The following is a 16,920-nucleotide window of genomic DNA, read 5'->3' on the forward strand; positions in this document are numbered from 1 at the left end:
GATCCGTCGCGTCAGAGCAGCCCGACGATCTCGGTATCCAGCTTGTCCGGATCGGTCACCAAGCCGATGTGCTTGCCTTTGACCTTGGCCTCATGCGCGACCTTCATGAGCGCAAGGGCCTGCCGGATGACTGCGCTGCGGTTCGTGCCGGTCTCATCCGCGATCTGCTCGATCATCTGATTCAGGTCGGGCGAGATCTGAAGGTTCAATCGGACTACTTCGCCGGCCATGACATTCCCCCTTCGCGGGTTCCTTCCGCGGGCGCGATGATGCGCCATCCATACAGACCCGCATACGGAGCGCAATCATGTACCGTAAAAAAGGCGCAGAAACTGCGTATCTGCTGCGTTGCCGCTGAACCTGCTTCCCGCTACCGTTGCGGAAAGTGGCGGCAAGCAGGTCCGATCGCCGGAAGCGGAGCGCCGGACGGCTTCCCGACCGGCTGCCGACGGCGTAGATCATCCGCATGCCGCCCTACTTCCTCCTCGCCGCCATTCCGCTCGCCGCCCTCCTGGCGGCGGGGCTGATCGTGGCCCTGCGCCCGCTGCTCGTACGCTACGCGCTCGCGCGGCCGAACGCCCGGTCGAGCCATCGGGTGCCGACCCCGCAGGGCGGCGGCATCGCGGTCATCGCGGCGGCGCTCGCCGTCGCCGCGGCGCTGTGGCCGCATTCGCCCGGCCCCGAGGCGCTGACGCTGGTGCTCGCGGTCGTGACCCTCGCCCTCGTCGGGGCCGTGGACGACATCCGCCCCCTGCCGGCGCTGCCGCGCCTCGCGCTCCAGGCGCTGGCGGTCGGCGCCGTCGTCACGGCGAGCGGCCTGCGCCTCGTCCCGGCCCTGCCGGGGAGTCTCGAATGGGGCCTCGCCGTGCTGGCGGGCGTGTGGTTCGTCAACCTCGTCAACTTCATGGACGGCCTCGACTGGATGACCGTCGCGGAGGGGGTGCCGGTCGCCGGCGCGCTCACGCTGTTCGGCCTCGCGGGCCATCTCGCGCCCGAGCCGACGCTGGCGGCGGCGGCGCTGCTCGGCGGGCTTCTCGGCTTCGCGCCGTTCAACCGGCCGGTGGCGCGTCTCTTCCTCGGCGATGTCGGCTCGCTGCCGCTGGGGCTCATTCTCGCGTGGCTGCTCTATCGCCTCGCCGGGGAAGGGGGCTTGGCCGCCGCGATCCTGCTGCCGCTCTACTACCTCGCCGACGCCACCCTGACCCTGGCGCGCCGGGCGCTGAGGGCTGAGCCGGTCTGGCAGGCGCACCGCACGCATTTCTACCAGCGGGCCACCGCCAACGGCCGCACGGTGCCGGAGGTGGTCGGCACGGTGTTCGCGCTCAACGCCGCTCTGGCCGTCCTCGCCGCGGTCACGCTCGCCTGGCCCGCCTGGCCGGTCGCTGGCGCGGCGCTCGCCGCCGGGTCCGTTCTGGTCGCGGGGGTGCTGCGGCACTTCGCGACGCAGAAGTCCGTCGCGGTGACCGCATGACCGGGCCCCTGATCGCGCTCACCGGCGCCACCGGCTTCATCGGCCGCCACCTGCTGCGGGACCTCACCGCGCGGGGCTACCGCGTGCGGGTGCTGCTGCGCCGCCCGGTGGAACTGCCGCCGGGCGCGAGCGGCGCGGTGGTCGGCGACCTCGCCCGGCCGCAGAACATGGCGGCGGCCCTCTCGGGCGTGCACGCGGTGGTGCATTCGGCGGGCCTCGCCCACGCCATGTCGGGCGCGCCGGAGGACGATTACCGCACCTTCAACACCGAGGCGACGCGCGGCCTCGCCCAGGCCGCCGCGAAGGCGCGGGTGCGCCGCTTCGTCTTCCTGTCCTCGATCCGCGCCCAGTGCGGCCCCTCCGCCCCGGCCGTGCTCACGGAGACGGACGCGCCCGCGCCCACCGACGCCTACGGCCGCTCGAAGCTCGCCGCCGAGGAGGCGCTGGCCGAGGTCGGCCTCGACTACGCGGCCCTGCGCCCGGTCCTCGTCTACGGCCCGGGGGTGAAGGGCAACATGGCCTCGCTCCTCGAGCTGGCGGCCTCGCGGGTCCCGCTGCCCTTCGGCGGGCTCACGGGGCGGCGCTCAATCGTCTCGGTGGAATCGCTCGCCGATGCGGTGGCCGCGGTGCTGCGGGCGGAGGGCGACCTGCGCCGGCCCTTCATCGTGACCGAATCCGAGCCGCTGACCGTGCCGGAGATGATCGCGGCCTTGCGCGCCGGGCTCGGCCGCGGCCCGGGCCTGCTGCCGGTGCCGGCGGGCCTTTTCGCCGCGGCCCTGCGCCTCGCGGGGCGCGGCGCGATCAGCGAGCGCCTGTCGGGCTCGCTGGTCGCCCGCGCGGACGCGCTGGCGGGTCTCGGCTGGACGCCGCCGCTGCGCAGCCGCGACGGCCTCACCGCGCTCGCCCGCGCCTCGGCTGGAGCATTGTCCGACGAGGTGGCCACCGGTTCGTCGTAGGAAATGCGTCAATATCGAAGACCGAGAGCAGGATCCGACGGCAACGCGGTCGGATCCTGCTCTGAGGCCGGCGCTCAATCCTCGTCGGAATCGTCCTGACGGATGCCGTAGCGCTGCTCCAGGCTGGCGCTGCGCACGGGCCCGCGCTCGCCGGCCTCCCGCGGGGCATCCGAGGAGGGCCGCAGCGGGCGCGTCGGGCGGTCGCCCTGGTCGCGGCCGATGCGCGGGATGAGCTGCACGATGTCGACGAAGTCGTCGGCCTGCCGCCGCAGCTCGTCCGCGACCATCGCGGGCTGGGTCTGGATCGTCGAGACCACGGTCACCCGCACCCCGCGGCGCTGCATGGCGGCGACGAGCGGACGGAAATCGCCGTCGCCCGAGAAGAGTACCATGTGGTCGATGAAGGGGCTGAGTTCGAGGGCATCGATCGTCAGTTCGATGTCCATGTTGCCCTTGACCTTGCGCCGGCCGCTGGAATCCGTGAACTCCTTGACGGGCTTGGTGACGACCCGATAGCCGTTGTAATCGAGCCAGTCGATCAGGGGCCTGATCGAAGAATATTCTTGATCCTCAACTAATGCTGTATAGTAGAAAGCCCGTATCAGGTTCTCGCGGGCCTTGAAGTCCGCCAGAAGCTTCCGATAGTCGATATCGAACCCGAGAGCCTTGGTGGTCGCGTAAACATTAGCGCCATCGATGAAGAGGGCGCTGCGCGAATGTGTCATTTGATAATCCTGACCGCACGATGGTCGTGCGTGAAAGCGCTTCGCAATTCCTCGAATTTCCGCGTTCGCAACAAGTCAGATGATCGTTGAAACGTCCACCGCTCCGGGTGCGTCGGCCGTCATTCTAGCAATGCGCAACAGCTAAGGACCGCACCCGCGCGGAGTCAAGGACGGATCGCGCGGTCCATCACGCCTTGGGCTGGGCGCGGCTTCCGGGCTTTACGGCCGGGATGGCGGCGAGGTCCGGGGGCAATTGGTCGGCGGGGTAATTGGGGATGTCGAGGGTGGCGAGCGCGACGAGCGGGGCGCCGAGGTCGGCCCGGCCGCCCGAGCGGTCGATGAGGCAGGCGGCGCCCACCACCTCGCCGGGCTGGTCCCTGAGGGCCGCGAGGCACTCGCGCGAGGACAGCCCGGTGGTGACGATGTCCTCCACCATCACGGCCCGGCTGCCGGCCGGGATCTCGAAGCCGCGCCGCAGGGCGAAGGGCCCGCCAGGCTCGCGCTCGACGAAGATCGCCTTCGCGCCGAGCGCCCGGGCGGTCTCGTAGCCCGGCACGATGCCGCCGACGGCGGGGGAGACCACGATGTCGACCGCGCCGTAGCGCGCGCGGATGAGCGCGGCGAGGCCGGCGCAGACCCGGGCCGTGCGCACGGGATCGCTGAAGATCGCCATCTTCTGCAGGAAGACCGCGCTGTGCAGGCCCGACGAGAGGATGAAGTGGCCTTCGAGCAGGGCGCCCGCGGCGCGGAACTCGTCCAGAAGGTCGTCGGGCGTCATCGGGGCGGGCTTCCTCGGCTCGGGCGGGCTGCGAGGCTTGTGGCAGCGGGCGGCCCGGGGCGCAACCGGCGCGGGCCGCTCAGCCGTTGACCCGGTCGACGCGGCTCACCACGCGCTTGGCCCGCAGTTCCGACACGATGGCGTTGAGGTGCTTCAGGTCCCAAACCGAGAGGTCGATCATCACGTCCGTGAAGTCCTGGCTGCGGCGCTTCATCGAGATGTTGTCGATGTTGCCGTCGTGGTCGGCGATCACCTGCGCGATCTGGGCGAAGCTGCCGGGCTCGTTGATCGACTGGAGCGCGAGCCGCGCGGGAAAGCGCTGGTGGCTGTCCCCCTCCACGTCCCAGCGCACGTCGAGCCAGCGGTCGGGCTCGTTGTCGAAGGCCGCGAGCGCGGGGGACTGGATGGGATAGATGGTGACGCCCTCGCCGGGGGTGAGGATGCCGACGATGCGGTCGCCCGGCACGGCGCCGCCGTTGGGCGCGAACCGCACCGGCAGGTCGCCGTCGAGGCCGCGGATCGGGATCGCCTCGCCCCCGTCGGGCGCCGCGTCGGCCCCCTTGCCCGAATCCCTCCCCGGCCCCTTGCCCGGCCAGGTGAGGCGCACGGTCTGGTCCTTGTCGAGGGAGAGCCGGCCCGCACCGTTGACGTGGGGGCGCGGCCCGGTCGGGGCGGGCTGGCTGCGGCGCTCGTCCTTGTAGTCGGGATAGACCGCCTTCACGACGTCGCCCGAGAACATCTCGCCCCGGCCGACCGCCGCGAAGACGTCCTCGGCGGAGGTGCGGGCGAGGCGGGGCAGGGCGCCGCGCAGCTTCTCGTCGGAAAAGTTCTTGCCGGCGCGCTCGAAGGCGCGGTCGAGGATCTGGCGCCCGAGCCCCGCATATTGCCGGCGCACGGCCGAGCGGGTGGCGCGCCGGATGGCGGCGCGCGCCTTGCCGGTGACGACGAGGGATTCCCAGGCCGCGGGCGGGGTCTGCCCGTCGGCGCGGGCGATCTCCACCTCGTCGCCGTTCTGCAGTTCGGTCAGCAGCGGGGCGATGCGCCCGTTGATCTTGGCGCCGACCGCGGCGTTGCCGAGTTCGGTGTGGACCGCGTAGGCGAAGTCGATCGGCGTGGCGCCCCGCGGCAGAGCGATCAGGCGGCCCTTCGGGGTGAAGCAGAAGACTTGGTCCTGGAAGAGTTCGAGCTTGGTATGCTCCAGGAATTCCTCGGGGCTGTCGCCCTCGGCCAGGAGCTCGATGGTGCGGCGCAGCCACTGGTAGGCGCCGCTCTCGGTGGCGAGGTGGGGCGAGCCGTCCTTGTAGAGCGCGTGGGCGGCGATGCCGTACTCGGCCACGTCCTCCATCTCGCGGGTGCGGATCTGGAGTTCGACGCGCTGGCTCTTCGGCCCGATCACCGTGGTGTGGATCGAGCGATAGTCGTTCTGCTTCGGCGTCGAGATGTAGTCCTTGTAGCGCCCCGGCACCATCGGCCAGGTCGTGTGCACGACGCCGAGCGTCCGGTAGCAGGTGTCGACGGAATCGACCACGACCCGGAAGCCGAAGATGTCGGAGAGCTGCTCGAAGGCGACCGACTTCCGCTCCATCTTGCTCCAGATGGAGTAGGGCCGCTTCTGGCGGCCGGTGACGCCGGCCGTGATGCCCTTGGCGGCCAGCCGCTGCACGAGGTCGCGCTCGATGCTCTCCACGAGGCGCTCGTTCTTGGCCGAGAGGTCGGAGAGCCGCTTGCTGATCGTCGCGTAGACGTCGGGCTTGAGGTTGCGGAAGGAGAGGTCCTCCAGCTCCTCGCGCAGCTCCTGCATGCCCATGCGGCTCGCCAGGGGGGCGTAGATGTCGAGGGTCTCCTGGGCGATGCGGGCGCGCTTCTCCGGCGGCATGTGCTGCAGGGTGCGCATGTTGTGCAGCCGGTCGGCCAGCTTGACGAGCAGCACCCGCACGTCCGCCGCGATGGCCAGCAGCAGCTTGCGGAAGTTCTCGCCCTGCGCCGCCTGCTTGGAGACGAGGTCGAGGCGCTTGATCTTGGTCAGGCCGTCGACGAGCGTGCCGATCTCCGGCGAGAAGGTGCGGTTGATCTCGTCGAGGGTGGCGGCCGTGTCCTCCACGGTGTCGTGGAGCACCGCGGCCACGATGGTGGCGTCGTCGACCCGCAGGTCGGTGAGGATGGCGGCGACTTCGAGCGGATGGGCGAAGAACAGGTCGCCGGAGGCGCGTTTCTGGGTTCCGTGCGCCCGCATGGCGTACACGTAGGCCCGGTTGAGCATCGCCTCGTCGGCAGCGGGGTTGTAGGCCTTCACCCGCTCGACGAGTTCGTACTGGCGCATCATCCGCCGGTGGTCTCCTGAACCCCCTCGCGCCGCCGTCGGGCGCGCCATGCGGGGTTGCGCGGGCTCGCGCAGCAGCACGGCACCGCGACGGTGGGGGGATGGACCGACTATCGGGCGGATCGCGCCGCCGCGCCAGACCCTTGTCGTCGCAAGTCCCGCACATCAGCCCCGCCCGAAACGCAAGAACCCGGCGCGGAGGCCGGGTTCTCGGGAAGCGTCGCTGGTGCGATCGGGCTCAGTCGCCCTCGTCGTCCGTCTCGGTCGGCGGCGCGAGGTTCTCCAGGCCGCGCAGGAGATCCTCCTCGCTCATCCGGTCGAACTGGATGTCGCCGTCGTCGCCACCCGCGGATTGGGGCGCCACCGCCGCGGCGGCGGGCGAGCTCGACAGCAGCGGCACGGCCTCGGCCTCCGGCTCGTCGACCTCGACGTACTTCTGCAGCGAGTGGATCAGCTGCTCCTTGAGGTCGTCCGGGGTGATCGTCGTCTCGGCGATCTCGCGCAGGGCGACGACCGGGTTCTTGTCGCGGTCGCGGTCGACGGTGAGGGGCGCGCCGGACGACAGCAGCCGGGCGCGGTGGCCGGCGAGCAGGACGAGTTCGAACCTGTTCTCGACCTTGTCGATGCAGTCTTCAACGGTGACGCGAGCCATGCGCGGCTCCTTCCTTCGTACGGACGGCGTGTCGGGAAAGCGCCTGTCTACACGAGACGACTTTTCTCAACAAGCACCGGGCGCCGCGCGGCGCCCGCCCTCCCGTGTGCGCGGCCTCACTGCGGCGGGGCCGCGCGCGCCGCAGGATCCGACCGTCCCCGAGGTTGGATCATGCCCCGCCGTTTCCGCTGCATCTTCGCTCTCCTGTGCGTGCTCGACGCGATCACGGTCCACGGCCGCGGGCCGCGCCCGGTCTCGCTGTCGCACCCGGAGGCGGCGGAGACGGGCCGGCTGATCCGCCAATCGGCGGCCTGAACCGGCGCCTCACTCCGCCAGCGGCGCGCGCCGGCAGCAGCCGACGTAGTCGCCGTGGACCCAGCCGGTCTCACCCGTGCGCAGGCGCACCTTGAGCCAGAGGCCCTGGCTGCCCTCCACCGTGAACAGCGCCTCCGGCCCCAGCTTGCGCAGGCGCTCGCCCTCCCGCGCGCTCGGCCGGCTGCGCAGCGCGAGCCAGTTGTCGCCCCGGGAATCGAGCATGATCGGGTGGTTGAACAGGGCGGAGCGCGCGTCGCGGGAGGCCGGCCCCTCGGCGGCGGGCGGGGCCGCGGCCGCCACAGGCGCGACCGGGGGCGGGGCGGGGCGCTCGGCCTGGGGCGGGGGTGGTGAGGGCGGGGGCGGCGCCGACGGCGCGATCGCGGCAGGGGCCGGGGCCGGGGCCTCGCGGCCCGCCTCCCCCGAAAGGCTGATGAAGCGGGCGCCGCGCACCTCGTTGTAGTAGGCCGGCACCTGCTTGTGCGGCACCGTCTCGGCGAGCTTGACCACCTCGTCGCGGACCGTCTCGCCGAGGTCGATCAGGTTGAGGCCCGGGCGCCGCAGCTGCTCCACGAAGACGCGGGTGAACACCGAGTTCGGGTTGGCGTCGCGGCCCGGCAGGCGGTCGAGGGCCTGCTGGCCGGCCCCTGCGGCGTAGAGCGAGAAGACGCCCTCGGCCGGTTCCGTGCGCGAGAGCCCACGGGCGAGGCCGAGGCTGCGGGTGCCTTTGCGCGGGAAGGGATTGTCGCGGCAGGCGTCGATCACCATCACGACCACCCGCGCGCCGCGCTCGCGCAGGGCCGCGCTCAGGTCCGCCTCGGCGAGCGCCCGGGTGCGGGCGAGCAGTTCCTGGCCGGGCTCGATCGCCGGGATGTCGGCGGGCAGCAGGTAGTTCGTGCCCTGGAGGGCGATGCCGTGGCCGGCGAAGTAGAACAACGCCGTGTCGCCGGGCTGGACCTGATCGGCGAAGCGGCCGAAGCGGCGCAGGAAGGCCTCCTGGGTCACCGCCGCGGTGAGCAGCGTCACCCGGTAGCCGAGGGCATCGAGGACCGCCCCCACCGCACCCGCATCGGCCACCGGGCGCTCCAGCGTCGCGCCGGCCCCGAGGTTCGGATAGGCGTCGACCCCGACCACGAAGGCGTGGCGGGTGGCCGCCCGCGCCGCCCCGCCCGCCGCGCAGGCGAGAAGCATCAGCCCCACACAGATCAGCCGCCGCACGCCCGCCCTCCGTCACCCGGACGATCCTCCCGCCCGCAGGGCTTTAGACAACGCCAGGAAAGTGGCGTCACGGTGGGGAAACCGCCTATGCTCGGCTCCTCACGACGGGGTGCCGCACCGACCATGACCGCCACCGCTGACCCGACCGACGCCCGCCCGAGCGGCGACCTCACCGTCCGCACCATCGCGATGCCCGCCGACACCAACGCCAACGGCGACATCTTCGGCGGCTGGGTGATGTCGCAGATGGACCAAGCCGGCGGCATCGCCGGGGTGGAGCGCGCCCAGGGACGCGTCGTGACCGTGGCGGTGGAGGCGATGAGCTTCATCCGCCCGGTGCGGGTGGGGGACGTCCTGTGCGTCTACACCCGGGTCGGCCATGTCGGGCGCACCTCGATGAAGATCCAGATCGAGGCCTGGGCGCGGCGGTTCCGCACGCAGCACCGCGAGAAGGTGACGGAGGCGACCTTCACCTTCGTGGCGATCGACGACGAGGGCCGCCCCCGCCCGGTGCCGCCCGCGCCCGCGCCCGACCCCGATTGAGACGGGGAAGGCGGCCGGCGGAGAACCTTTTACGGCTCCGCTGCATTGTCAGAGTCCCGCCGCGTTCCGCGGTCCCGGAGTCCGGCATGTTCGAGTTGTGGGTTCAATCGGTCCTGCTCACCGTCGAGGCGCAGGGCGTGGTCGCGCAGCGCCTCGCGCTGCTCGCGACCTGCGATGCGGCCGCGGCCGCGGAGGCGCACAGGATGGTGAACGAGAAGGTCGGGGCCATGTACGAGGCCTGCGGCACCCTGATGGGCGGCGGCGGGGCCGCCGCAGTGGTGGCGCGCTACCGCGAGCACGTGGCGGCCAACGCGCTTCGCCTCGCCGGGCCGGGTCCCGGCGCCGAGTGACCGCGGCGGCGCTCGACTGCCGGACCTGCGGGGCCTGCTGCGCCTACTCGGCCGAGTGGCCGCGCTTCTCCACGGAGGACGATGCGGCGCTGGCGGCGATTCCCGCCGGCTACGTGGACGATGCCGCCGGGCGGATGCGCTGCGAGGGCGACCGCTGCTCGGCCCTCGCGGGAAGGATCGGGGAGGAGGTCTCCTGCCGGGTCTACGCGGTGCGGCCGGAGGTCTGCCGCACCTGCGAGCCCGGCGACCCGGAATGCCTGATCGCGCGCCGCCGCTTCGGCCTTCCGGCCGCCGCGGCGCCCTGAGCCCTTGTGCGGGCCGGCTAGCGGCGGCACATCGGGCGCATGATCGATCATCCCACCCGAGACGTCGGTTTCGGGGTCTACCTGCACTGGCCGTTCTGCGCGGCGAAGTGCCCGTACTGCGACTTCAACAGCCATGTCCGGCACGCCCCGCCCGACGAGGCGGCGTGGCGCGCGGCCTTCGCGCGGGAGATCGCGCACGTGGCCCGCCTCGTGCCGGGCCGCACGGTCACGAGCATCTTCCTCGGCGGCGGCACGCCCTCGCTGATGCAGCCGGCCACGGTCGGGGCGCTGCTCGACGCGGTGGCGGGCGCCTGGAGCCTCGCCCCCGGCGCCGAGGTGACGCTGGAGGCCAATCCCACCAGCGTCGAGGCGGAGCGCTTCCGCGGCTATCGCGCGGCCGGGGTCAACCGGGTGTCGCTCGGCGTCCAGGCCCTCGACGACGCCTCGCTCAAGGCGCTCGGCCGGCTGCACAGCGCCGAGGAGGCGCTGCGGGCGGTCGAGACCGCCTCCCGGCATTTCGAGCGTTTTTCCTTCGACCTGATCTACGCCCGCCCCGGCCAGACGCCCGCCGCCTGGGCGGCGGAGCTGCGCGCGGCGATCGCGCGGGCGGCCGAGCACCTGTCGCTCTACCAGCTCACCATCGAGGAGGGCACGCCGTTCCACGGGCTCGCGGCGGCGGGCCGGCTCGTGGTGCCGGAGGAGGAGGCGGCCCGCGCGCTGTTCGACGTCACGCAGGAGGTCTGCGATGCGGCGGGCCTGCCGGCCTACGAGATCTCGAACCACGCCCGGCCCGGCGCGGAATCGCGCCACAACCTGCTCTACTGGCGCTACGGCGAGTACGCGGGCATCGGGCCGGGGGCGCATGGCCGCCTCGTCCTGCCGGAGGGCCGCACCGGCACGGTCACCGAGCGCCGCCCGGAGGCGTGGCTCGACCGCGTCGCCCGCGACGGCCACGGCCTCACGGCCACCGAGCCGCTGTCGCCCGCCGAGGAGGGCGACGAGTTCCTGCTGATGGGGCTGCGGCTGCGGGAGGGCATCGACCCGGCGCGCTACGCGGCGCTCTCCGACCGCACCCTCGACCCGGATCGCCTCGCCGCCCTGACCGGGGAGGGGCTGGTGGAGCGCAGGCGGACGGGCCGCCTCGCCGCCACCGCCCGGGGCGCCCCGGTGCTGAACGCCGTGGTGGCCGAACTGGCGGCGTGAGGAATCAGGTCCCGGACGGGCCGAGCGCCCGCGGGGCCGGGCTCACCACCGTGGCGGCGTTGCCGCGGATCTCGAACACCGCCAGTGCCCGGTCGCTCAGGCCCTCCGGCCGGAACCGGAAGGTGCCGTCGACGCCCGCGAAGCCCGAGGGGTTCGTCAGGGTGGTCTCGGCGAAGCGCTGCGACCCGTATTGCCGGTTGAGCGCCGCGGCGAGCGACACGGCGTCGTAGGCGAGCGAGGCGACGCGCACCGGATCGCTGCCGAAGCGGGCGCGGTAGCGCTGGCTGAAATTGGCGTAGCCGGCCGGATCGACGGCCGCGAACCAGCCGCCCTGGAGCGCCGGCAGGGCGAAGGCCCGCGGGTCGTTCCACAGCGCGGTGCCGATCGGCTTGACCCGCGCCGGGTTGAAGCCCGCGCGGGTGAGCGCCCCCGCCGCCGTGCCCAGACCCTCCGGCGTGTCGGGCAGGAAGAGCACGTCGGCCTGCGCGCTAGGCCCGGCGATCAACGGACCGAGCCGCGCCACGGCGGGACCCGGGTTGCCGGACGGGTAGCGTTCGAGCGCGACGACCCGCCCGCCGCGGCGGGCCACCGCCTCGCGGAACTGAGCCTCGACGGCGTTGCCGTAGGTGGTGTCCGGGATCAGCGCCGCGAAGGAGCGCCGCCCGGCCGCCGTCACCTCGTCGACCACGCGGTCGACCTCCGGCTGCGGCAGGAAGCTCAGGAGGTAGACGCCCCGGGCCGCCACGCTGGCATCGGTGGAGAAGGCGATCACCGGCTTGCCGGCCGGGCGCGCGGTCGCCGCCGCGGCCTGGACGCTGCCGGCGAAGAGCGGGCCGATGACGAGTTCCGCGCCCTCGGCCAGCGCCGCCGCGGCGGCCTCGCGGGCGCCCTCGGGCGAGCCGCGGTCGTCCTTGACGATGAGCCGCAGGTCGGGGTTCTGGAATTCCTGCACGGCGAGCTGCGCGGCGTTGCGCATCGCGGCGCCCGCCGCGGCCCCGGGCCCGGTGAGGGGCAGGATCAGCGCCACCTTCACGCTGCCCGCCCCGATCCCCGCGCCGTCCGCGAGGACGGGCGCCTCGGCGACCGGGCGGGTCGCCACGACCGGGCTCTCCATGCCGCCGCAGGCGCCAAGCGCCAGGACCGGCGCCAGCACCAAGCAGACTTGCATTGGCAAGCCAACGCTTCGTCCGCTTGGATTCTTGTTTTGCCGCAGGCTTTCATCGCAGAACCGGCGGCCACTTCTGCGAAGCCTGCTGAGGACCGGCGCCAGCCGCCGCATGCCGGCCACGACGCCGCCCAAGGCGCCGCCCACGCGCAATCCTGCCATCGTCCCGCCCCCCGCTGCGGCCCGTCGCCCCTCGCCGTCGCGGGAAAAAGGTAGCCCACGGCCGGAGCCGGCGCGAGGGGAGGCGGCGTTTCCGGCGCGAGTGCGGCCTGCGCGTCACAGGCCCGCTCCGCCTCCGGTCGCCGGCGCCGGTCCGCCCGCACATTATTGGTCCCGCCGCATGGATGGACCGTTGAGAACAGTTCTACGAAGTTGTTATTGGTCGAAACCGCCACGGCCGTGTAGCCGTCCCCTACGGCCGGCTACGGTCAGGACAGGGGGGACTTCGTCATGGGAACGACACGCATGCTGCGCGCCGGCGCGGTGCTGGCCGCCGCCCTGGCCGCACCGGCCGCGATGGCGCAGGACGCCGATCCGCAGGCCATCGTCGCGGGGCAGTTCGCGATCGGCGGCAACCATTCGGGCGTGCGCGCGAGCGGCGCCAAGGGCACCTGCGTCAGCGGCACCTTCACGCCGACGCCGGAGGCCGCCGGCCTCTCGAAGGCGCCGCACTTCGCCAAGCCGACGCCCATGACGGCGCGCTTCTCGATGGGCGGCAGCAACCCCAAGATCTCCGACAAGACGAAGCCGGTGACCCGCGGCTTCTCGATGCGCTTCAAGGACACCAGCGGCGACTTCGTGCTGGTGTTCATCTCGGCGCCGGTCTTCGGCTCGAAGACGCCGCAGCAGCTCTTGGACGCCCTCACGGTGCGCCTGCCCGGCCCCGACGGGAAGCCGGATGCCGAGAAGGTCAAGGCCTTCGTGGCGGCGAACCCCGAGACCACCCGGCAGGCCGCGTGGCTCAACGCCCGCCCGGTGCCGGCGAGCTTCGCGGGGGTCGATTACTGGGGCGTGCACGCCTACACGCTCACCGACGCCAAGGGCCAGCCCAGCGTGATGAGGCTCAAGGCCGCCGCGGCCGCGGGCCAGCTCGGCCTCTCCGACGACGAGCTGAAGGCCAAGCCCGACAGTTTTTACGCCGACGAACTGAAGGACCGCCTCGCCAAGGGGCCGGCGACGTTCGACCTCGTCGGCATCCTGGCGCAGCCGGGCGATCCCACCAACGATGCCACCGCCGCCTGGCCGGAGGAGAGCCGCAAGACGGTCAAGCTCGGCACGGTCGCGGTGGCGGCGATCGAGCCCGCCTCCACCTGCGACGCGGCGACCTTCGATCCCGTGGTGGACGTGCCGGACGGCGTCGCCGGCCCGGCCGACGACCCGATGTTCGCCATCCGCTCGCCGGCCTACGCGGTCTCGCTGTCGCGCCGCTCGCAATAGGCGGTGCGCGGGCCGCGCTCGCGGCCCGCCGCCTCTGGCCCGGGGTCATGCTTCCGTGCGAGGCTCGCGGCCGCGATGACCCAGCGTGACGATGCCCCCTCCCGCCGCCCCGAGGCCCCCGGCCGCGGGCCGGCCGTGTACACGGCCTTCGGCCTCGCCGCGGAGGCCGAGCCGCTGGCGCCCGGCCTGCACGTCGTGGCGACGCCGATCGGCAACCTGAAGGACGTGACCTTCCGCGCGCTCGCGACGCTCGCCGCCGCCGACGCGGTGCTGGCGGAGGACACCCGCGTCACCCGCACGCTGCTCGCGCATTACGGCATCACCACCCCGCTCGTCGCCTACCACGAGCATTCGGGCGAGGTGGTGCGCGAGCGGATGATCGCCCGCATGCAGGCCGGGGAGGCGCTGGCCCTGGTCTCGGACGCGGGCACGCCGCTGGTGTCGGATCCGGGCTTCAAGCTGGTCCAGGCGGCGATCGCGGCGGGGCTCGCGGTCACGCCGGTGCCCGGTCCCTCAGCGGCGATCACCGCGCTGATGGCCGCGGGCCTGCCCACGGACCGCTTCTTCTTCGAGGGTTTTTTGCCGCAGAAGGCGGGGGCGCGCCGCAACCGGCTCGCTGCCCTGGCGGGGGTGCCCGGCACGCTGGTGCTGTTCGAGGCGCCCCACCGCCTGCCCGAGATGCTGGCCGACGCCGCCGAGGTGCTGGGCGGGTCGCGCCGCGCCGCGGTGGCGCGCGAACTCACCAAGCTGTTCGAGACCGTGCGGCGCAGCGACCTCGCGGGGCTCGCTGCCGACTACGCCGCCTCCGGCCCGCCCAAGGGCGAGGTGGTGGTGGTGATCGGCGCCGCCGTGGAGGCGCCGCCCGGCCCCGAGGCCGATGCCGACCTCGACGCCCGCCTCACCGCCGCGCTCGCCCGCCACTCGATCAAGGACGCGGCGGCCCTCGTCGCCGACGAGACCGGGCAGAAGCGGCGCGACGTCTACGCCCGCGCCCTGGCGCTGACCCGGCGCGCCGATGAGGAGCCGTGAACCACAGGCATCGAGCCCGGAACGCCGACGCCGCGCCACCTACCTGCGCGGGCTCGGGGCCGAGCGGCTGGCGCTCCTGGCCCTGATGTTGAAGGGCTACCGCCCGCTCGCTCGGCGCTTCGCGGCGGCGGGCGGCGAGGTCGACCTCGTGATGCGGCGCGGGAGCGTCGTCGCCTTCGTGGAGGTGAAGGCGCGCCCGACCCTGGACGAGGCCTTCTCGGCGATCGACGCGCGCAAGCGCCGTGCCTTTTCCCGGGCGGTGCGCGCCTGGCTCACCCGTCACCCGGGAGCGGTCGCGCTCACGCTGCGGGCGGACGCGGTGTTCGTGGCGCCGGGCCGCTGGCCGCGCCACGTGGTCTCGGCCTTCGAGATCGAGACCCTGTAGCCGACGTCGCAGTGCCGTTCATCTGCTGTGCATCGCAGCATCGATAGGCTAGACGTCAAGCTCGGCAGGACATCGACCGGAGGTCCTGCGCCGTGGAGGCACCATGCGGAGTGGATTCGGTTGCGACGCCTGCGGCAGCCCGGCCGTGCGGCTGCCGCTGGACTTGCACGAGGATGCACCGATCCACTGCGACGGCTGCGGCTGCACGCTGATGGCCTGGGGCGCCTTCAAGCGCCGCGTCGAGGCCGAGATGTCCCGGGAGGCCGGAGAGCAGGGGACGGAAGCGGCGGCGCACCCGGGCGAGGGGCGCGACTGACACCGTCTACCGGTCTTACTGCCCGTCTTGGAGATCCGCGGGATGCGCCCGCAGCGCGGGTCAGGCGCCGGCGGCCTGGATCGCGGCGATCAGGGTGCGCTTGAGGTCCTGCTGGCTGAACGGCTTCTGCACCACCGGCCGGTCGCGGAACGGTTCGCGGATGCCCGCGCCGCCGTAGCCCGTCGAGAAGACGAGCGGCAGCCCGCGCCGCACCACCGCCTCGGCCACCGGATAGATCGGCTCGCCCGCCACGTTGACGTCGAGGATCGCGACCGCGAAGGTCTCCTTCTCGGCCATCTCCAGCGCGGTGCTCAGGCGGGCGGCTGGTCCGACGACGTCGCAGCCGAAATCGAGGAGCATGTCCTCCAAGAGCATCGAGATCGCCGCCTCGTCCTCCACGACGAGCACCCGGGCCCCGTTCAGAATCTGGTCGCTTGTGTCCGTGCTCACGCCGGAGGCTCTTTCCTCAACGCCTCGCACCGAGGCCAACGTCGTTACCCTGCCGATGTCGGGATCACCGATGACCGGCGGGGCGGCGAACCCGCTCGCCCGCGCCCGCAGTCGAACCGTGCCGTCCCGGGTCGGGAAGGCGGATGAGGCGTCGCCCGGAACGCCGGTCATGTCAAGCGTTGCAGGAGCGCTTCCCCGGCCGGGTCGGGCCGCAAGGTTGCCAGGGGACAAACGATGAACTCCGAACCTCCGGGACGAGGCGGGACGGGCGCGGAGCGGGGCGGCGTTTCGTCCCGGGGGCCGCGGCCGAGCCGGCGCGGATTCCTCGTCGGCGGGCTCGGCCTGAGCGTGCAGTCGGCCCGCAGCCAGGAGCCGGCCGGCCAGCCGGCGGGCCGGCCGGCGGCCGTGGCGGTCGCCTCCAAGGGCGACGCGGAGGGCACGCTCCTGGGCCAGATGATGCTCCAGACCCTGCAGCGCCTCGGCATCCCGACCCGCGACCGGCTCCAGCTCGGCCCGACCCGGATCGTGCGCGCGGCCCTGCTCGCCGGTGAGATCGACGCCTACCCGGAATACACCGGCAACGTCGCGTTCTTCTCCGGCACCGAGACGGACCCGCTCTGGAAGAGCGCGCAGGCCGGCTACGACGCCGCGCGGCGCTTCGACGCCCCGCAGGGCCTCGTCTGGCTCGCGCGGGCGCGGGCGAACAATTCCTGGCAGATCGCCGTCCGGGGGAGCCTCGCCCGGGCGCAGGGCCTCGCCACGATGGCGGATTTCGCCCGGGCGGCGCGGGCCGGGCTGATCCGGCTCGCCGCCTCGGCGGAGTTCGTCGAGAGCCCGGCGGCGCTCGCCGCCTACGAGGCCGCCTACGGCTTCCACCTGCCGCGGGAGGGCATCGTCACCCTGCCGGGGGGCGACACCGCCGTGACGCTGCGGGCCGCCGCGCAGGGCATCAGCGGCGTCAATGCCGGCATGGTCTACGGCACGGACGGGGCCATCGACGCCCTCGACGTGGTGGTGATGGCCGATCCGCAGGGCGCGCAGATCGTCTACGAGCCGGCCCCGGTCTTCCGGCAGGCGGTGCTCGCCCGCCACCCCGCCATCGCGCCGGCGCTCGACCGGATCTTCTCCGCCCTCGACCTGCCGACCCTGCGCCGGCTCAACGCCCGGATCGCCGTGGAGGGCGAGACACCGGAGGCGGTGGCGCGGACCTATCTCGGCTGATCCCGTCTCCGCTTGATCAAAGCGGAGACGGGATCAGCAAGCCGGCGCGGCGGAGCCGGAGGCTCCGCACGCTTGAGCGAAGCC

The 16,920-nt window shown here is 73.0% G+C and carries 20 protein-coding genes; 12 read left to right on the top strand and 8 right to left on the bottom strand.

All coding sequences use genetic code 11. The features are described from left to right. Positions 1–11 precede the first annotated feature (11 nt). The gene (locus tag ACKUB9_RS17565) at positions 12–230 is read right to left on the bottom strand and encodes a ribbon-helix-helix domain-containing protein (RefSeq protein WP_407524713.1); all 219 of its coding nucleotides are present in this window, start codon (positions 228–230) and stop codon (positions 12–14) included. Between the two features lie 236 nt (positions 231–466). Here ACKUB9_RS17565 and ACKUB9_RS17570 point away from each other — a divergent pair, with 236 nt between their 5' ends. Beyond that, positions 467–1,471 (top strand): MraY family glycosyltransferase, encoded by a 1,005-nt coding sequence (locus ACKUB9_RS17570; RefSeq protein ID WP_407524715.1) that lies wholly within the window; start codon positions 467–469, stop codon positions 1,469–1,471. Beyond that, the gene (locus tag ACKUB9_RS17575) at positions 1,468–2,427 is read left to right on the top strand and encodes an NAD-dependent epimerase/dehydratase family protein (protein WP_407524717.1); all 960 of its coding nucleotides are present in this window, start codon (positions 1,468–1,470) and stop codon (positions 2,425–2,427) included. The genes ACKUB9_RS17570 and ACKUB9_RS17575 overlap by 4 nt, the downstream gene beginning before the upstream one ends. A 74-nt stretch (positions 2,428–2,501) precedes the next feature. Here ACKUB9_RS17575 and ACKUB9_RS17580 read toward each other — a convergent pair whose 3' ends face one another. The 4 genes from ACKUB9_RS17580 to rpoZ all read right to left on the bottom strand — a co-directional run bounded on the left by ACKUB9_RS17580 (position 2,502) and on the right by rpoZ (position 6,902). Then, positions 2,502–3,152 (bottom strand): LabA-like NYN domain-containing protein, encoded by a 651-nt coding sequence (locus ACKUB9_RS17580; protein ID WP_407524719.1) that lies wholly within the window; start codon positions 3,150–3,152, stop codon positions 2,502–2,504. Between the two features lie 187 nt (positions 3,153–3,339). After that, positions 3,340–3,930 carry an orotate phosphoribosyltransferase gene (pyrE, locus tag ACKUB9_RS17585; RefSeq protein WP_407524721.1) on the bottom strand — a complete coding sequence of 197 codons (591 nt, stop codon included), beginning with the start codon at positions 3,928–3,930 and terminating at the stop codon, positions 3,340–3,342. Positions 3,931–4,009: 79 nt separating this feature from the next. Beyond that, the gene (locus ACKUB9_RS17590; protein WP_407524723.1) at positions 4,010–6,253 is read right to left on the bottom strand and encodes a RelA/SpoT family protein; all 2,244 of its coding nucleotides are present in this window, start codon (positions 6,251–6,253) and stop codon (positions 4,010–4,012) included. A 235-nt stretch (positions 6,254–6,488) separates the two neighbouring features. Then, positions 6,489–6,902, bottom strand: a complete 414-nt coding sequence (gene rpoZ, locus ACKUB9_RS17595) for a DNA-directed RNA polymerase subunit omega (protein ID WP_407524725.1) — start codon at positions 6,900–6,902, stop codon at positions 6,489–6,491. A gap of 171 nt (positions 6,903–7,073) precedes the next feature. On the opposite strand from rpoZ, the gene ACKUB9_RS17600 reads away from it, so the two are divergent. Next, on the top strand, positions 7,074–7,217 hold the full coding sequence (locus ACKUB9_RS17600; RefSeq protein WP_407524727.1) for a hypothetical protein: 144 nt from the start codon (positions 7,074–7,076) through the stop codon (positions 7,215–7,217). Positions 7,218–7,226: 9 nt separating this feature from the next. Here ACKUB9_RS17600 and ACKUB9_RS17605 read toward each other — a convergent pair whose 3' ends face one another. Further along, the gene (locus ACKUB9_RS17605) at positions 7,227–8,432 is read right to left on the bottom strand and encodes a caspase family protein (RefSeq protein ID WP_407524729.1); all 1,206 of its coding nucleotides are present in this window, start codon (positions 8,430–8,432) and stop codon (positions 7,227–7,229) included. Between the two features lie 123 nt (positions 8,433–8,555). On the opposite strand from ACKUB9_RS17605, the gene ACKUB9_RS17610 reads away from it, so the two are divergent. From ACKUB9_RS17610 to hemW, 4 genes are all read left to right on the top strand, one after another. Further along, positions 8,556–8,975: an acyl-CoA thioesterase gene (locus ACKUB9_RS17610; protein ID WP_407524731.1), complete on the top strand. Its 420-nt coding sequence runs from the start codon at positions 8,556–8,558 to the stop codon at positions 8,973–8,975. 86 nt (positions 8,976–9,061) lie between these two features. Next, positions 9,062–9,325 (top strand): hypothetical protein, encoded by a 264-nt coding sequence (locus ACKUB9_RS17615; RefSeq protein ID WP_407524733.1) that lies wholly within the window; start codon positions 9,062–9,064, stop codon positions 9,323–9,325. Beyond that, a complete protein-coding gene (locus ACKUB9_RS17620) occupies positions 9,322–9,630 on the top strand; it encodes a YkgJ family cysteine cluster protein (protein ID WP_407524735.1) in 309 nt (102 codons plus the stop codon). The genes ACKUB9_RS17615 and ACKUB9_RS17620 overlap by 4 nt, the downstream gene beginning before the upstream one ends. A 39-nt stretch (positions 9,631–9,669) precedes the next feature. Further along, entirely contained in the window at positions 9,670–10,833 is a 1,164-nt protein-coding gene (gene hemW / locus ACKUB9_RS17625; protein ID WP_407524737.1) for a radical SAM family heme chaperone HemW, read from the top strand. Positions 10,834–10,837: 4 nt separating this feature from the next. Here hemW and ACKUB9_RS17630 read toward each other — a convergent pair whose 3' ends face one another. Then, positions 10,838–12,001 carry a penicillin-binding protein activator gene (locus ACKUB9_RS17630; protein ID WP_407524932.1) on the bottom strand — a complete coding sequence of 388 codons (1,164 nt, stop codon included), beginning with the start codon at positions 11,999–12,001 and terminating at the stop codon, positions 10,838–10,840. 447 nt (positions 12,002–12,448) lie between these two features. On the opposite strand from ACKUB9_RS17630, the gene ACKUB9_RS17635 reads away from it, so the two are divergent. The 4 genes from ACKUB9_RS17635 to ACKUB9_RS17650 all read left to right on the top strand — a co-directional run bounded on the left by ACKUB9_RS17635 (position 12,449) and on the right by ACKUB9_RS17650 (position 15,165). After that, a complete protein-coding gene (locus tag ACKUB9_RS17635; protein ID WP_407524739.1) occupies positions 12,449–13,435 on the top strand; it encodes a catalase family peroxidase in 987 nt (328 codons plus the stop codon). Between the two features lie 75 nt (positions 13,436–13,510). Beyond that, positions 13,511–14,464 carry a 16S rRNA (cytidine(1402)-2'-O)-methyltransferase gene (gene rsmI, locus ACKUB9_RS17640; RefSeq protein ID WP_407524741.1) on the top strand — a complete coding sequence of 318 codons (954 nt, stop codon included), beginning with the start codon at positions 13,511–13,513 and terminating at the stop codon, positions 14,462–14,464. Continuing rightward, positions 14,451–14,849: a YraN family protein gene (locus ACKUB9_RS17645; RefSeq protein WP_407524743.1), complete on the top strand. Its 399-nt coding sequence runs from the start codon at positions 14,451–14,453 to the stop codon at positions 14,847–14,849. The genes rsmI and ACKUB9_RS17645 overlap by 14 nt, the downstream gene beginning before the upstream one ends. A 103-nt stretch (positions 14,850–14,952) precedes the next feature. Next, positions 14,953–15,165, top strand: a complete 213-nt coding sequence (locus ACKUB9_RS17650) for a hypothetical protein (RefSeq protein ID WP_407524745.1) — start codon at positions 14,953–14,955, stop codon at positions 15,163–15,165. Between the two features lie 60 nt (positions 15,166–15,225). On the opposite strand, the gene ACKUB9_RS17655 is transcribed toward ACKUB9_RS17650, so the two are convergent. Continuing rightward, a complete protein-coding gene (locus ACKUB9_RS17655; RefSeq protein ID WP_407524934.1) occupies positions 15,226–15,540 on the bottom strand; it encodes a response regulator in 315 nt (104 codons plus the stop codon). Positions 15,541–15,849: 309 nt separating this feature from the next. Here ACKUB9_RS17655 and ACKUB9_RS17660 point away from each other — a divergent pair, with 309 nt between their 5' ends. Next, entirely contained in the window at positions 15,850–16,836 is a 987-nt protein-coding gene (locus ACKUB9_RS17660; protein ID WP_407524747.1) for a glycine betaine ABC transporter substrate-binding protein, read from the top strand. Positions 16,837–16,920: the final 84 nt, after the last annotated feature.

Origin of the sequence: Methylobacterium oryzisoli (assembly GCF_046557895.1) — a bacterium.
Lineage (GTDB): Bacteria > Pseudomonadota > Alphaproteobacteria > Rhizobiales > Beijerinckiaceae > Methylobacterium > Methylobacterium oryzisoli.

Excerpts from the sequence above, each read along its gene's own strand:
- ACKUB9_RS17565 (WP_407524713.1), bottom strand. The coding sequence starts at position 230 with ATGGCCGGCGAAGTAGTCCGATTGAACCTTCAGATCTCGCCCGACCTG.
- ACKUB9_RS17570 (WP_407524715.1), top strand. The coding sequence starts at position 467 with ATGCCGCCCTACTTCCTCCTCGCCGCCATTCCGCTCGCCGCCCTCCTG.
- ACKUB9_RS17575 (WP_407524717.1), top strand. The coding sequence starts at position 1,468 with ATGACCGGGCCCCTGATCGCGCTCACCGGCGCCACCGGCTTCATCGGC.
- ACKUB9_RS17580 (WP_407524719.1), bottom strand. The coding sequence starts at position 3,152 with ATGACACATTCGCGCAGCGCCCTCTTCATCGATGGCGCTAATGTTTAC.
- pyrE (WP_407524721.1), bottom strand. The coding sequence starts at position 3,930 with ATGACGCCCGACGACCTTCTGGACGAGTTCCGCGCCGCGGGCGCCCTG.
- ACKUB9_RS17590 (WP_407524723.1), bottom strand. The coding sequence starts at position 6,253 with ATGATGCGCCAGTACGAACTCGTCGAGCGGGTGAAGGCCTACAACCCC.
- rpoZ (WP_407524725.1), bottom strand. The coding sequence starts at position 6,902 with ATGGCTCGCGTCACCGTTGAAGACTGCATCGACAAGGTCGAGAACAGG.
- ACKUB9_RS17600 (WP_407524727.1), top strand. The coding sequence starts at position 7,074 with ATGCCCCGCCGTTTCCGCTGCATCTTCGCTCTCCTGTGCGTGCTCGAC.
- ACKUB9_RS17610 (WP_407524731.1), top strand. The coding sequence starts at position 8,556 with ATGACCGCCACCGCTGACCCGACCGACGCCCGCCCGAGCGGCGACCTC.
- ACKUB9_RS17615 (WP_407524733.1), top strand. The coding sequence starts at position 9,062 with ATGTTCGAGTTGTGGGTTCAATCGGTCCTGCTCACCGTCGAGGCGCAG.
- hemW (WP_407524737.1), top strand. The coding sequence starts at position 9,670 with ATGATCGATCATCCCACCCGAGACGTCGGTTTCGGGGTCTACCTGCAC.
- ACKUB9_RS17630 (WP_407524932.1), bottom strand. The coding sequence starts at position 12,001 with ATGCAAGTCTGCTTGGTGCTGGCGCCGGTCCTGGCGCTTGGCGCCTGC.
- ACKUB9_RS17635 (WP_407524739.1), top strand. The coding sequence starts at position 12,449 with ATGGGAACGACACGCATGCTGCGCGCCGGCGCGGTGCTGGCCGCCGCC.
- rsmI (WP_407524741.1), top strand. The coding sequence starts at position 13,511 with ATGACCCAGCGTGACGATGCCCCCTCCCGCCGCCCCGAGGCCCCCGGC.
- ACKUB9_RS17645 (WP_407524743.1), top strand. The coding sequence starts at position 14,451 with ATGAGGAGCCGTGAACCACAGGCATCGAGCCCGGAACGCCGACGCCGC.
- ACKUB9_RS17650 (WP_407524745.1), top strand. The coding sequence starts at position 14,953 with ATGCGGAGTGGATTCGGTTGCGACGCCTGCGGCAGCCCGGCCGTGCGG.
- ACKUB9_RS17655 (WP_407524934.1), bottom strand. The coding sequence starts at position 15,540 with ATGCTCTTGGAGGACATGCTCCTCGATTTCGGCTGCGACGTCGTCGGA.
- ACKUB9_RS17660 (WP_407524747.1), top strand. The coding sequence starts at position 15,850 with ATGAACTCCGAACCTCCGGGACGAGGCGGGACGGGCGCGGAGCGGGGC.